The 13,047-nt window shown below is 67.2% G+C and carries 15 protein-coding genes; 6 read left to right on the plus strand and 9 right to left on the minus strand.

From position 1 onward, the window contains the following. Positions 1 to 3: 3 nt before the first annotated feature. Positions 4 to 891, minus strand: coding sequence for a LysR family transcriptional regulator (locus tag BM357_RS01005; protein ID WP_074948701.1), 888 nt, complete (start codon positions 889 to 891; stop codon positions 4 to 6). Positions 892 to 1,644: 753 nt separating this feature from the next. Between BM357_RS01005 and BM357_RS01010 the strand changes: the two genes are divergently transcribed. The 4 genes from BM357_RS01010 to BM357_RS01020 all read left to right on the plus strand — a co-directional run bounded on the left by BM357_RS01010 (position 1,645) and on the right by BM357_RS01020 (position 4,197). Then, positions 1,645 to 3,423, plus strand: coding sequence for a M3 family oligoendopeptidase (locus BM357_RS01010; RefSeq protein WP_342741584.1), 1,779 nt, complete (start codon positions 1,645 to 1,647; stop codon positions 3,421 to 3,423). A gap of 70 nt (positions 3,424 to 3,493) precedes the next feature. Continuing rightward, on the plus strand, positions 3,494 to 3,703 hold the full coding sequence (locus tag BM357_RS01015) for a hypothetical protein (RefSeq protein WP_139234497.1): 210 nt from the start codon (positions 3,494 to 3,496) through the stop codon (positions 3,701 to 3,703). A gap of 45 nt (positions 3,704 to 3,748) precedes the next feature. Then, a complete protein-coding gene (locus BM357_RS19610; protein ID WP_175511391.1) occupies positions 3,749 to 3,922 on the plus strand; it encodes a hypothetical protein in 174 nt (57 codons plus the stop codon). 20 nt (positions 3,923 to 3,942) lie between these two features. Next, positions 3,943 to 4,197, plus strand: a complete 255-nt coding sequence (locus BM357_RS01020; RefSeq protein WP_139234498.1) for a hypothetical protein — start codon at positions 3,943 to 3,945, stop codon at positions 4,195 to 4,197. 719 nt (positions 4,198 to 4,916) lie between these two features. Here the strand turns inward: BM357_RS01020 and BM357_RS01025 are convergent. The 6 genes from BM357_RS01025 to BM357_RS01050 form a co-directional block, all read right to left on the minus strand. Then, positions 4,917 to 5,699 (minus strand): thiazole synthase, encoded by a 783-nt coding sequence (locus tag BM357_RS01025; RefSeq protein WP_074949235.1) that lies wholly within the window; start codon positions 5,697 to 5,699, stop codon positions 4,917 to 4,919. Positions 5,700 to 5,733: 34 nt separating this feature from the next. Continuing rightward, a complete protein-coding gene (gene thiS / locus BM357_RS01030) occupies positions 5,734 to 5,934 on the minus strand; it encodes a sulfur carrier protein ThiS (protein WP_074948707.1) in 201 nt (66 codons plus the stop codon). Then, on the minus strand, positions 5,931 to 7,181 hold the full coding sequence (thiO, locus tag BM357_RS01035; protein ID WP_074948709.1) for a glycine oxidase ThiO: 1,251 nt from the start codon (positions 7,179 to 7,181) through the stop codon (positions 5,931 to 5,933). Before thiO ends, thiS begins: the two co-directional genes overlap by 4 nt. Continuing rightward, a complete protein-coding gene (gene thiE / locus BM357_RS01040; RefSeq protein WP_074948711.1) occupies positions 7,165 to 7,821 on the minus strand; it encodes a thiamine phosphate synthase in 657 nt (218 codons plus the stop codon). Before thiE ends, thiO begins: the two co-directional genes overlap by 17 nt. A 152-nt stretch (positions 7,822 to 7,973) precedes the next feature. Beyond that, the gene (locus tag BM357_RS01045) at positions 7,974 to 8,537 is read right to left on the minus strand and encodes a DUF6199 family natural product biosynthesis protein (RefSeq protein WP_074948713.1); all 564 of its coding nucleotides are present in this window, start codon (positions 8,535 to 8,537) and stop codon (positions 7,974 to 7,976) included. Positions 8,538 to 8,690: 153 nt separating this feature from the next. After that, entirely contained in the window at positions 8,691 to 9,641 is a 951-nt protein-coding gene (locus tag BM357_RS01050) for an SPL family radical SAM protein (RefSeq protein ID WP_074948715.1), read from the minus strand. Positions 9,642 to 9,848: 207 nt separating this feature from the next. Here BM357_RS01050 and BM357_RS01055 point away from each other — a divergent pair, with 207 nt between their 5' ends. Continuing rightward, the gene (locus tag BM357_RS01055; protein ID WP_074948716.1) at positions 9,849 to 10,061 is read left to right on the plus strand and encodes a hypothetical protein; all 213 of its coding nucleotides are present in this window, start codon (positions 9,849 to 9,851) and stop codon (positions 10,059 to 10,061) included. Between the two features lie 39 nt (positions 10,062 to 10,100). Then, positions 10,101 to 11,132, plus strand: a complete 1,032-nt coding sequence (locus tag BM357_RS01060; protein WP_074949237.1) for a ThiF family adenylyltransferase — start codon at positions 10,101 to 10,103, stop codon at positions 11,130 to 11,132. A gap of 48 nt (positions 11,133 to 11,180) precedes the next feature. On the opposite strand, the gene BM357_RS20420 is transcribed toward BM357_RS01060, so the two are convergent. After that, a complete protein-coding gene (locus BM357_RS20420) occupies positions 11,181 to 11,312 on the minus strand; it encodes a hypothetical protein (RefSeq protein ID WP_281245544.1) in 132 nt (43 codons plus the stop codon). 102 nt (positions 11,313 to 11,414) lie between these two features. Continuing rightward, on the minus strand, positions 11,415 to 12,638 hold the full coding sequence (mnmA, locus tag BM357_RS01065; RefSeq protein ID WP_083430052.1) for a tRNA 2-thiouridine(34) synthase MnmA: 1,224 nt from the start codon (positions 12,636 to 12,638) through the stop codon (positions 11,415 to 11,417). Positions 12,639 to 13,047: the final 409 nt, after the last annotated feature.

Below are 13,047 nucleotides of genomic sequence, written 5' to 3' on the forward strand. Positions count from 1 at the left end.
GCCTCACGACGAACTCTGCTTGAGCTCGTCGTAGTACTGCCGCACGATCTCCACGAACCGGTGGGTCAACGTCCGCTCGGCGTGGGCGGCGGGGTACGCCAACAGGGTGGGGCGGACCCAGTCGTCGCCCGGGAGGGGGATGGCGCGGTAGCCTTTGTAGGCGGCGTCGTTGAGCGTGCGCCGCGGGAGCAGCGAGATCCCGAGGCCATGGGAAACCATGGCCTTGACGCCGTCGATGCTGTCGAGCTCCATGCGGACCTGCGGGTACACGCCGGCTTTGGCGAGCAGTCTTTCCACGCGCTGGCGGAAGGGCGCGCGGGATCGGCCGAAGGCGATGTACGGCTCTCCGGCGATGGCCTGGACGCCGGGGAACTCGTGGGTGAAGTAGTGGTCGGCCGGGACGACGAGATCGATGGCGTCGGGCAAAAACTCCACCTGCCGCACCAGCGGATGGTAGATGGGCTCGCCGAGGAAGCAGAAGTCCACCTGCTGGCTCAGCAGCGCGTCCACCATGTCGTCGTACAGGCCCATGCGCACCTTGAGGTGGACCTTCATCTGGCGCACGACACGGGACAGGCACGCGGGGACGTCGACGGACACGAATGCGCGCCCGGACAGCACGCGGACGACGGGGGTCTGCTCCTCGTCGGGGTGCAGCATCATGCGCTCGAGCGCGGCCATGCGTTCGGCCAGCGGCACCAGGCGCTGCCCTTCGGCCGTGAGCTGGACGCCGCCCGGAGTCCGGTGGAACAGGGTGTAGCCGAGGGCGCGCTCCAGCCGCTGCAGGTGGTGGGTCACCGTCGACTGGGACATGAACAACTGCTCGGCGGTCCGCGAGATGGACCCGAGTCGTGCAATGGTGAGAAAGAGGGTGACGTCTTTGGTGTCCACGGTTCGGTGTCAGGCCTCCTGGGCTTCACCGGGGCGGGGTGGCGCGGATGGGGTCCGGCGGCGCGCCGCAGCGTGATCGCACGGGCGGGCATGTGTCACGTGCAGGCACGTGCGGGAACGGGTGCGCGAGTGCGCAGGGACCGCCCGGCGGCGGCGTGCAGGGACGCCCGGGCGCGGAAGCGCGTGTACGCGCAGTGGCCGCCCGGGCGCGCGTGTGCCGGCGCGTGCTCGGACTGCGCCTGCCCTCAGTGTGGCCGTATCGGGTGCATTATAGCATGGGACGGCGCCGTGGACGAGGCAGCTGAGCGGTCGCATGTCGGTGCCGCCGCAAGATCGTCTGTGTTCCGCATCCGGGAACTCCGTTCCGCCATCCGCAGTAAGGTGGCCGATTTGTCGTATCGCAGAGCCGACGGCGCGGATAAAGTGGTCATTTGACGTTACCGCAAGGTCGGCGAGGATAGTTACGTGCAGTTCTCGCGTTATGGCCCGTGCGGGTCCGGGGGCACCGAGCGATTTAAGGAAAAAACTGTTGTTCGGTTCAAGCCACCCTGAACCATTAAGGTAGAAATGGTTGTTATGCCCACGCGCCATAACGCCATGAAAGCGAAAATGGCGGTCATGCCACCACAATACCACCCCAGAAGGGTACCGCTTGCGGTCCGCCCCAGCGCGCGGTACCCTGAAGGCGATCGTCCCTGCCGCGGTTTGCCAGGGACACCTGCGGTTCTACATCTCCACAAGGTGGGATCTATCGTGTCGACATTGCAGCAGACGTGGGATCTCGACAGCATTTTTCCAGGCGGCAGCCAGTCCGCCGAGTTCAACCGATTCTTGGACGATCTCGCCCGCGCGATCGACGCTTTCACCGACCAGACGACCCGCCTTCCGGTCAGCGGAGGCGTCGACGATTGGGCGCAGGCCATCCTCACCCTGCAGGATCTGCGCGCGCGGCAGCGGCAGGCGGCGGCGTTCACCGAGTGCTTGACGTCGGCCGACGCGCGCGACGAGCGGGCCAAGGGGCTGCAGTCCCGGGTGACCGGGCTGAGCGGGCGCATCACCGCCGCGTTGGCCGCTTTCGACGCCAAGCTCAGCCAGCTCGATGAGCCGACGTGGGCGGCCTTGCTGGATGATTCTCGCGTGGCCCCGCTCCGGTTCGCCGTTGAGGAGCGGCGCCGGCGCGCCCTCGACAAGCTGCCGCCGGAGCAGGAGCAGTTGATCGCCGGTCTCATGGTCGACGGCTATCACGGCTGGAGCCAATTGTACGACACCATCGTGGGCGGGCTGACGATCACGGTGGAGGAAAACGGCACCCCGCAGACCCTCTCGATGGGCCAGGCGGCGAACCGGTTGTTGACGCCGGATCGGGCCGTGCGGGATCGACTGTTCCAACAGTGGGAGGCGGCTTGGCAGAGCCGGGAGGACCTGTGCGCGCAGGCCATCAACCACATCGCCGGCTTCCGGCTCGAGGTGTACCGGCGGCGCGGCTGGGATGATGTGCTGCGCGAGCCGCTCGAGATCAACCGCATGGACCGGGAGACGCTGGAGACGATGTGGGCGGTCATCGCCGCCAACAAGGCGCCGCTCGTGAAATACCTGGAGCGCAAGGCGAAGCTCTTCGGCGTACCGCGGCTGAGTTGGCACGACGTGTCCGCGCCTGTGGGCAAGTCCACGTCGACGGTGACGTTTGAGCAGGCGCGTCAGTTCATCGTCGATCACTTTGGCCAGTTCAACCCGGAGATGGCCCGGTTTGCCGACCACTGTTTCCGCGATCGCTGGATTGAGGCGGAGGACCGTCCCGGCAAGCAGTCGGGCGCGTTCTGCACCAGCTTTCCTGTCAGTCGCCAGACGCGCGTGTTCATGACCTTCTCCGGCACGACGGCCAACGTCTCGACGCTCGCCCATGAGCTCGGACACGCGTACCACCAGCACGTGATGCGGGAGATGCCGGTGCTGATGCAACAGTACGCGATGAACGTCGCGGAGACCGCCTCCACGTTCGCCGAGGCCATCGTCTCGGATGCAGCCGTGCGGGCAGCGGGGGACAAAGACGAGCGGATCGCGTTGTTGGATGAAAAGATTGAGCGCGCCGTGGCGATGCTGATGAATATTCACGCACGGTTCCTGTTCGAGACCCGCTTCTACGAGGAGCGCAAGCGCGGCTGGGTGCCGGCGGAGCGGCTCAACGAACTGATGGTGGAGGCGCAGCGCGAGGCGTACTGCGACGCCCTCGCCGAGTGGCACCCGCGGTTCTGGGCGTCGAAGCTGCACTTCTACCTTACGACGACGCCGTTTTACAACTTTCCGTACACATTCGGCTACCTCTTCAGCGCGGGCATCTACGCCCGGGCCCAGGCGGAGGGCCCGTCGTTCGCGGACAAGTACGTGGCGCTGCTGCGCGACACCGCGGCGATGCGGGTGGAGGAGTTGGCCCGGCGCCACCTCGGCGTGGACCTGCGTCAGCCCGACTTCTGGCAGTCCGCCGTCGACTTGGCGGTGGCGGACGTGGACGAGTTCCTGCGCCTGACCGAGTAGGTGCGATGCGACCGATACCCGGGTCCGGCGGCTGCGGAAGCCGCTGGACCCGGGTGCTGGATGGTGCTGGATGGTGCTGGATGGTGCTGGATGGTGCTGGATGGTGCTGGACGGCGACGTGGCGGACGTAGCGGACGTGGAGCTTGGCGGACGTGGAGCTTGCGCATGCCGGCGGAGTCGTGGTCCGTGGCCGTTGCGCATGCCAGCCAAGGCGCGGGGCGTCGCGAAGGGCAAGGGGATGGACGCGATGGATCGGGATGAGCCCGGGCCGGCGGAATGAATTGTGTGAACAATCCCATTGCTCGAATCGCGTGGCGAGGGTATCATGGAAGCTATCTTTCGGGAGGTGACGGCGGTGGAGGAGGAGAGTGTGCTGGACACGTGCGCGGTCTGCGGCAGAGAACTGGCGGCTGGAGAGGCGGCGCCGCAGGAGCGTGTCCTGCAATTGTGCGATCAATGCGTGGACGCGTGGGCTCGCGACGTGGAGAGCCACTGGTGAAGGGAGCGGGGGCGATAACCATGCGGGGCATCGGATGCCTGTTGCCCTGGCGGCGGAATGAGGTGTTGATCTACACCGCGCTCAGCGACGAGTCGTGCATCGAGGCAATCTCCCGCTTGGAACAGGCGGGGGTGCGGCACCGGACGGTGCTGCGGGGTGTTTTCGGAAGGCGCGCCGATCGATGGATGAACGCCGTGCGGCAGTACGACATCTACGTGCCACGGGAGCAGGAGGAGCGGGCGTTGCGCGCGCTGCAGGGTAGCCGCGGCGGGTGAAGCGGTGGGGGGGGTGCGGCGGTGTGTTGCGGGGGCGTTGTGCGGCGGCGTTTGCAACATTTTCGTCTTGATATAGCGCCGCGGCGGCAGTCTAATAAACGTTTCCACCTTATTCGCTGACCGGTGCCTGTGAATAGCGACGGCTTTGATTTTATTCGCGGGGCGCCCCGAACATGGATGACGCAATAAGGCTAACCTGCGCACTTATCCACTCCGACCGACCTCTCGGTAAACTCCATTCTCCACCTTATTTACCGTACCAGGTCAGGAATAAGTCGAATTTTGCCTTCATTGCGAACGGAAGAACGGAGTTCCCTGATGTGGAACCCACTCTGCCAGGCCAACCGCAGGATCACGCGAATGCGCCACGTGATCCGTGGACGGAGGGCATGCATCAGGGGGCGATCCCGCGGCCGGTCGCGCCCTATCCCGGCGCCGGTGGGGCCCCGGCTCGGCCCCTGCTTCCTGGCTTCTGGGCCCCCATTCCGGGCCCGGTTGCGGCCCCGCAGGGTGCGTCCCGGCGGGGCCTTGAGGCAACGCCCTGCCTCATGCCCCAGCCTCACTCCGGTCCCGGCTGGGCGCATGCCCCGGCCGCGCGCCATTGCCCTGGCCGCGCCCCATGGCCCGGCCCCTTCCCCCGCTTCACTCTGGCCCCGCCCGCGCCCCATGGTCGCGCCCCATGGCCCGGCCCCGCCTGAGCACGCGCCCCTCACTTCACCTCACTTCACACCGCCGACCAGGCCTTCCACAGGGCTGGACGGCGATGGGACGTCGGACTTGGGGATGCGTCCGGCCCGGTACGCCATCCGCCCTGCCTCGACGCCCAGCGCCATCGCCCGCGCCATGGCGACCGGATCGTCCGCCTTCGCGATGGCCGTGTTGACGAGCACCGCGTCCGCCCCCAGCTCCATCGCCAGCGCCGCATCGGAAGGGGCGCCGATGCCCGCGTCGATCACGACGGGGACGCGGCCGCCGACGAGATCGATGATGCGTTTGAGCCGCTCCGGATTCGGCAGGCCCTGGCCGGTCCCGATGGCCGATCCATACGGCATGATGGTCGCGCAGCCGATGTCGAGGAGGCGTTTGGCGACCGTGTGATCGTCCGTCGTGTAAGGGAGGACGACGAACCCCTCCTCCACCAACACCTTCGCCGCTTCGACGGTCGCCACCGGATCTGGCAGGAGCGTCCCGTCGTCCGGGATCACCTCCAGTTTCACCCAGTTGGACAGTCCCGCGGCCCGCGCCAGCCTGGCCGTGCGGATTGCCTCTTCCGCCGTATGGCAGCCGGCCGTGTTCGGCAGCAGGAAGTAGCGGTCGAGATCGATGTACGCCAGCAGCGACTCTTCACGCTCGTCCAGGTTTACGCGCCGCACGGCGACGGTGACAATTTCGGCGCCCGACGCGTCCAACGCCTGGCGCATCTCCTCCATCGTGCGGTACTTGCCCGTGCCCACCATCAGGCGGGAGCGAAAGCTCCGCCCGGCGATGACCAGGTTGTCCATCTCTCCATCTCCTTTCGGATATCCGCAGGCGGCTTCAACCGCCGCCGACAAAGCGCACGACCTCCACCACGTCGCCCGTGCGCAGGACGTAATCTCCGAACGCATCGCGGTCGACGATGCGGCCGTTGACCTCGACGGCGACGCGTTCGCCCGCGAGATCGAAGTGCTCCAACAGTTGCTTCACCGTGACCTCCCCGGGCAGGTCGCGCGGTTTTCCGTTGACGATCACGTTCATCCAGCTTGCACCTCCGTCTTCGCGTCCGAGCCTGCGGTGAACGGCTGGCGCTCCGCCCGCGCATGGCCGTCCATCGGCGCAGCGCTCCCGTCCGGCGCCGCTCCGGTCTCCGTGCCGCCGACCGACCGAGCGGACCGGGCCCTCCAGGCCTCCACCGAGAAGGGCCGCCAACGCTCCGGCCACGCCTCGCCTGCGACGGAGGCGGCGAGGATGGCTCCAGTCACCGGCGAGAGCAGGATCCCGTTGCGGAAGTGGCCCACGGCCAGGTGGACGTTCGGGTGCTCCGGCACCGGCCCGAGCAAGGGTTCCCCCTTGGGGGATCCCGGGCGAAGGCCGATCCAGGCGCGATCGAACACCGCATCCGCCAGGCCCGGCGCCGCCCGCCGCAGCCCCTGCAGCAGGTGGAGCATGGCGTCGGCCGTGAGATCGCGGTTGTATCCGGCACCGTGCTCCTCCGTGGCGCCGACCACCACCGTGCCATCCCGCTTAGGCACCAGGTACACCTCGTCGGTGTGCAGTGTCCGCGTGATACCGTGGCCGGCGCGGGGCCGCACCGCCAGCAGCTGTCCCTTCACGGGCCGGATGGCGAAGTCGATCCCGAGGTCCGACACGAACCGGCCCGCCCAGGCGCCGGCCGCAACCACCAGGGTGTCGGCGGAAAACTCGTCCTCCGCCGTCCGCAACCGCACGCTGCCGGGCTCCGGCAGGATGGCTGTCACCTCGGCGCCCTCGCGCACCTCGCAGCGGCGGTGGACCGCACGTGCCAGCGCCCGCATCAGGAGCGGCGCCGCCACGTTGCCGTCGTCCGGCAGCAGCACACCGCCCAAACCCGGCGCCGCGTCCGGCTCGAGGGCCCCAATGTCCTGCGGATCCATCCACTCGGCCCGCCCGCCCTGCGCCGTCTGCCAGGCCATGGCGCGCCGGAGCGCCTCTGCCTCCTCCGGGCGGAGAGCGATCTGCAGGATGCCGTTGTGCACGTACTGGATGTCGATCCCGGTCTCCTCCAGCAATGCTGCGGCGAACGCGGGGTACATTCCGCGGCTCTCCAGGCACAATTCGTAGAACGGCCCCGGTGCGCCCACCTCCAACTGGGCGCCGAGCATCCCGGCCGCCGCGCCCGACGCCTCGCCGCCGATGCGTCCGCGCTCCAGCAGCAGCACCCGTCGTCCAGCCTGCGCCAGGCGCCAGGCGACGGTGCAGCCGATGGCCCCGCCGCCCAACACGATGGTGTCATATCCCCGGCTCATCCGGTCTCCCCCTCTCGGCTCGCATCTGCGCCACGATGCGCGCGGCCGCCGCCCGCGGGTCGGGCTGGTTCAGGACCGCCCCGATGACCGCGACGCCGCGGCACCCCGTGGCGAGGACGGCGGAGACGTTGGTGTGATCAATTCCGCCGATGGCAATCACCGGAATGTTGACCGCCTCCACCACCCGCCGTAAGGCGTACACCCCGCGCGGCGGAACCCCCGGGTGGGACTCGCTGGCATACACGTGGCCGAAGGTGACGTAATCGGCCCCCGCCGCCTCGGCGGCCACGGCTTCTTCGAGGGAGTGCACAGAACAGCCGATGACCCCTGGCCAGCCGCTCTCTTTCGCGATTCGCCGCACCACCGCCACCGGCAGCGACTTTGCCGCCAGATGCACCCCGTCCGCGCCGATGGCGATGGCGATGTCGATCCGGTCGTTCACAAACAGCTTCGGCCGCACTCCGGCTTCCTCGCATCGGGCCCGCACCTCCAGGCACAGGTCGTACACCTCGGCGGCGGGGGCTTTCTTCTCGCGGATTTGGAGGACGTGCGCGCCGCCTTGCGCGGCCAGCGCCAAGGCCTCCGGCAGGGGCAGGGTGTGCCGATGGCGATCGCTCACGACGTGCAGAACCGGTTCCACACCACCCCTCCTCCGTCTTTCGGTTGGTCTGCATGAAAAACGCCGCACCCAAAGCGGGGTGCGGCGGGCTTCCACTCTGAACCCAGCAAACGCAACCGGTGCAGGTTGTCTGTGAGGATCGATCCGTAGGCTATCACGCACCGGCGACGACGTCAACTCAGGCTGTGGCCGAGCACCTGGTCAATCCAGTCGTGCAGTTCGCCGCTGAAACCGGCGAAAGCGGGCGCCGTCGGAGCGTTCCCGACGGCGATGCCGATTTCGCTGTCCGGGTCCAGTTGCATGAGGGTCACTTGAAAGCCGTCCTTGCAGGTGATGGTGACGGAGCCGAACGTTTGGAACGACCCGGAGTCCGCGTGGAAGCGGGTGGGGGACAGGTCTCGAATGTCCCGATCCAGGGCGTCGAGCTCCTCCGGTGTCATCTCCACGGCCTGTCCGGAAGACGTCCGGACGGAGGCGATGTTCCCCGCGGCCAGATGGCTCTGCACCGGCTGCCAGGCGGCGTCGTCGCTCGCCTCGGCCCGGGATTGAATCCCGCTCACCAAGAGGACCGCCAGCCCGGCAATTCCCGCGAGGCTCCCCAGGAAGCGTGACACGCCGAGGTACAGGTCACTCGGTTCGGCATCGCGAAGCTTCCAACCGACGGACAGGAACCAACAGAATCGCGGAAACAGGGCGTGCACTCCGCCCACGATCAACAGCAGCAAGCCGATGCCCAAGTCGGATCACTCCTCGGAGGGTCACCGGTCCGCCTTGCCCCGAGTACCGCGACGCACACGTGACGTACAGAGGTCCAAAGGGGGCCCGTCGCTCCCCCGGATGTCGGACGTCCCGGCAACGAATGGCCGTTCTGCTCCCAGAATATCAGAAGATTACAATCCGAGGGAGAGTTGGATCCCCTCTTCCGGGCGGCCGGGTGGCGAAACTTTCGGCGCGACCTTCGGGATCCGCTCGGGCACGCCGTGGCGGACGGTGAGGTGGTGGATGCGGTCGAGGAGCGGATCGACATAGGCGGCGGGCGGGTACGCGCGCGTGTACAGCCGCCGCAGGGCCGGCAGGTGCTTCGGATAGTGCGCGCCGACGACGGAGAAGAACCACCGCTTGACGTCGGGCGTCAGGCGCAGCACGGATGGGACCACGAAACGGGCGCCGTGCGCGACCGCCGCTTGGATGACCGCCTCCAGGGCGGGCGTGCTGTCGGTGAGACAGGGCAGGATGGGGGCGAGGAAGATCCCTGCGTTCAGTCCGTGATTGACCAGCGTCTGCACGGTCTCCAAGCGCTTTTGCGGGTGGGGGGTCGCCGGCTCGAGCCGCCGCCAGATCTCCTTGTCAAGCGTGTGGACGCTGAGGTGGATGGAGCGGACGTCCATCTCGCGCAACAGGTCGAGATCCCGCAGGATCAGCGGCGAGCGGGTGGTGATGGACACAGGAACCCGGTAGCGGGCGAGCACCTCCAGGCAAGCGCGGGTCCGCTTCGCCCGAGCTTCCACCGGCTGATACGGGTCCGTGGCGGTGCCGATGGCGAGCACCCCGATCTCCTCGTGCAACGCCGACAACCGTCCGCCGTGGCGGCGCAGCATGCGCCGCAATTGGTCCTCGAGGGCTTCGGCGGCGTTTTCCTTGACGAGGATGTGCGTCCGGAACGAGTCGTCCGCCTCCATGCCGAGGTACACGTGCGTCTCCCGGGCGTAGCAGAAACTGCAGCCGTGGGCGCAGCCCCGGTACGGATTGAGCGACCAGCGAAACGGCATGCCGGGACTGTTGACCCGGTTCATCACCTGTTTGGACGTGATGGGCTCAAACTGCGGTGCGTCCACCGGCATCGGCTCACTTTCCTGAATCAGATCCAGAACGTATGTTCGTATGTGTAGTGTACCACCCGCGGGGAGCGGCATGCAAGGGAGGCGGGCGCGGCCGAGAAACAGGGATACCCGGACGGCAAGAACCCGCGGCCCCGGGTCGGGTTTCCGGTCATGGTGTGCGCGCCGTGATGGGACGCGGTAAGATAGAGGCGAACTGGAGGGATGGCGATGACCATCGCGCTCGATGATCTGGAACAGCGGTGCTGGGAGTGTAACGGGTCTGGCCGCGTGCCGGCCGTGGACGGTGAACGGACGGCCGGCGAGCGGAATGACGGCGAGCGAATTGACGGCGAGCGGGTTTGCCCGAAATGCGGGGGCAAGGGCGTCGTGCTGACCGCCCTCGGTCAGACGCTGCTGGATTTCATCCGCCGCCACCTCTGACAGGCGGCTGAAGTGGCGACAGGGAGGGATGGGGTGGTGATGGACAGCATGGATCTGCGGCAGGGGCGGTACTCGCGCCAGGTGTTGTTCCGGCCCATCGGGGAGGCGGGCCAGCGGCGGCTGATGCAGGCGAGGGCCGCGGTGATCGGCATGGGAGCGCTCGGTACGGCCATCGCCGCGCAGTTGGTGCGCGCCGGCGTCGGGTTCGTGCGCCTGGTGGATCGGGACATCGTCGAGCCGTCCAATCTGCAGCGGCAGTCGCTGTACGACGAGCGGGACGCGGAGGTCGCGCTGCCGAAGGCGGAGGCGGCCGCCGCCAAGTTGAGGCAGGCGAACGGGGACGTGCGGATCGATCCGGTCGTCACCGACCTCACCTGGCGCAACGCGGAAGATCTCTTGGCGGATGTGGACGTCATCCTGGACGGAACGGACAACTTCCAGGTCCGGTACCTGATCAACGACGTGGCGGTCAAGCACGGTATCCCGTGGGCGTACGGTGGGGCGGTCAGCTCCTACGGGACGGCGGCGTTCATCCGCCCGGGCGAGACGCCCTGCCTGGTCTGCCTGTTCGGGCCGGACCCGGGCGGGGGGCACGACACGTGCGACACGGTCGGGGTGATTGCGCCCGTGGTCTCCATCATCGCGTCCCTGCAGGTGGCGGAGGCGTTGAAATACCTGACGGGCAATGTGGATGCGCTCCACCCGGGGCTCGTGCATGTGGACGTGTGGCACAACGCCTTTCGATCCGTCTCCTTCGGCCCCCGCCGCCCGGATTGCCCGTGTTGCGCCGGACGTACGTTTGCGTCGCTGGAGGCGCGCACGGACGGCTTGACGGTGTCGATGTGCGGCCGCCACACCATCCAGGTGCGCCCGGAGCGGCCGGGTGTGGGGATGGAGCGGATCGCCGAGCGATTGCGCCAAGTGGGGGAGGTGCGGATGAATCCGCACCTGCTGCGCTGTGACCTGGGCGCGGTGCGGATCACGCTCTTCCGCGACGGGCGGGCGCTCATCCACGGCACGGACGATCCGGTCGAGGCGCGCAGCATCTACGCCCGTTACATCGGGATGTGACAAGGGGCTGGCTCCCGTTCGGGAACCAGCTCCTTGTCCGTGACGTCCTCAATACGCAGCGCCAGGCGCCCCAGCCGCGCCGACCCCACCGTAGTAGCCCGGAACGAGCAGGAAGAACAGGACGAAGATGATCAGAAACACCACCGCCCAACGGGTGTACCCTCCGAACACTCCGTACATGCGATTCACCTCCAGACCGAGATGGTCCAGGATATGAACCGGACAATGAACTGGGAGGGGCACCCGCCTGGGTGACGGTGCCTGTTTTTTATCCTGCCTCTGTCACCACACCACGTCCGCGGCAAAGGCACCCTCCCGGCGGGGGGCCGATGCCGCGTGGGCCGGTACCTCCTGGGGCGTGTGGGCTGCAGCCGGTGCGTGTGCTGCGGTGGGATGGGCCCCGTCCTCTGCCACGCGTTCCGCGCGATGGATGATGCCGCCCCCGAGGCACACGTCCCCGTCGTAGAAGACGACCGACTGGCCTGGGGTGATGGCGCGCTGCGGCTGATCGAAGACCACATGCGCACGGCCGCCGGGCAGCAGATGCACGGTCACGCCCTGATCCTGCTGGCGATAGCGGAATTTGGCGGTGCAGTGGAATGTCTCCGCCGGGGCCTCGCCACGGATGAACGCCACATCGGTGGCCCACAAGGCGTCCGCGTACAGGGCGGGGTGATCATGCCCCTGCACGACGATCAGCACGTTGTTCACCAGGTCCTTGTCCGCGACGAACCAGGGTTCGCCGGTCCCGGATCCGCCGATGCCAAGCCCGTGCCGCTGTCCGATGGTGTAGTACATGAGCCCCTGGTGGTAACCCTTCAGCTCGCCGTCGATGCTTCGGATCTCTCCGGGCTGCGCGGGCAGGTACTGCTGCAGGAACTGGCGGAAGTTGCGCTCGCCGATAAAACAGATGCCGGTGCTGTCCTTTTTCTCGGCGGTCGGCAGGCCGGCTTCCCGCGCCAGGCGCCGGACCTCCGGCTTGGTCAGGTGGCCGATGGGGAACATCGCCCGGCTGAGGGGCTCCTGGCTCAGCATGTGCAGGAAGTAGGTCTGGTCCTTGTTCGCATCGGCGGATCGAACCAATTCGAACCGCCCGTCCCGCTCGCGCACCTGGGCGTAGTGGCCGGTGGCGAGCCGGTCCGCGCCGAGTTCCATCGCGCACTGCAGCAGCTCCTTGAACTTGATCTCGCGGTTGCACAGCACGTCCGGGTTGGGCGTGCGCCCTCGCCGGTACTCCTCCAGGAAATATCGGAACACGCGATCCATGTACTCGCGCTCGAAGTTGACGCTGTAGTACGGGATGCCGATGTGATCGCACACCCGCCGGACGTCCTCGAAGTCCTCCTCGGCGGTGCAGTGGCCGAACTCGTCCGTGTCGTCCCAGTTTTTCATGAACACGCCGATCACGTCATAGCCCTGCTGCTTCAGCAGCCACGCCGCCACGGAGGAATCGACGCCGCCGGACATGCCGACCACCACGCGCGTCTCCTGCGGGGCCTTCGTCATCGGAATCCCTCCTCGCGGGTACGGTTGTCGGGCGTGTTGCCCATGGTTGAGGTGGTCCCCATTCCGTTCATTATACCGCATGGATGAGCCATGCCGAAGGCACCTCACGTACGCTGGGTTCTGGCAGTCCACGGTCACCTGGGGGACTGGGTGCGCGCTGGGCACCCGCGTCGAAGGGGATTATGAACGAATCGACTTTAAGCGACTGGCCTCGTGTGGGGATTGCAACGGTTTTGTACTTATGCGCACGGTCGGGGGTGTGCATAGGAACCGTTCTGGCTTTATCCGTGCTCGCCGAGGCTGTCAGTCACCGAATTAAAAAGAATTCTCCGTTTTATCTGTCAGGTAGGGCTTAGGATAACGTCGAAATGGTTTCTGTCGATCCCGTCGTCCACCCATATACCGTCAA

It is taken from the genome of Paenalicyclobacillus macrosporangiidus, assembly GCF_900116805.1.
In the GTDB taxonomy this organism is placed as follows: Bacteria; Bacillota; Bacilli; order Alicyclobacillales; family Alicyclobacillaceae; genus Alicyclobacillus_H; species Alicyclobacillus_H macrosporangiidus.

Coding starts and splice junctions, on each gene's coding strand:
- BM357_RS01015 (WP_139234497.1), top strand. CDS start 3,494: ATGGTGCTGGATGGTGCTGGATGGTGCTGGATGGTGCTGGACGGCGAC.
- BM357_RS19610 (WP_175511391.1), top strand. CDS start 3,749: ATGGAAGCTATCTTTCGGGAGGTGACGGCGGTGGAGGAGGAGAGTGTG.
- BM357_RS01020 (WP_139234498.1), top strand. CDS start 3,943: ATGCGGGGCATCGGATGCCTGTTGCCCTGGCGGCGGAATGAGGTGTTG.
- BM357_RS01025 (WP_074949235.1), bottom strand. CDS start 5,699: ATGGACAACCTGGTCATCGCCGGGCGGAGCTTTCGCTCCCGCCTGATG.
- thiS (WP_074948707.1), bottom strand. CDS start 5,934: ATGAACGTGATCGTCAACGGAAAACCGCGCGACCTGCCCGGGGAGGTC.
- thiO (WP_074948709.1), bottom strand. CDS start 7,181: ATGAGCCGGGGATATGACACCATCGTGTTGGGCGGCGGGGCCATCGGC.
- BM357_RS01050 (WP_074948715.1), bottom strand. CDS start 9,641: ATGCCGGTGGACGCACCGCAGTTTGAGCCCATCACGTCCAAACAGGTG.
- BM357_RS01055 (WP_074948716.1), top strand. CDS start 9,849: ATGACCATCGCGCTCGATGATCTGGAACAGCGGTGCTGGGAGTGTAAC.
- BM357_RS01060 (WP_074949237.1), top strand. CDS start 10,101: ATGGACAGCATGGATCTGCGGCAGGGGCGGTACTCGCGCCAGGTGTTG.
- BM357_RS20420 (WP_281245544.1), bottom strand. CDS start 11,312: ATGTACGGAGTGTTCGGAGGGTACACCCGTTGGGCGGTGGTGTTTCTG.
- mnmA (WP_083430052.1), bottom strand. CDS start 12,638: ATGACGAAGGCCCCGCAGGAGACGCGCGTGGTGGTCGGCATGTCCGGC.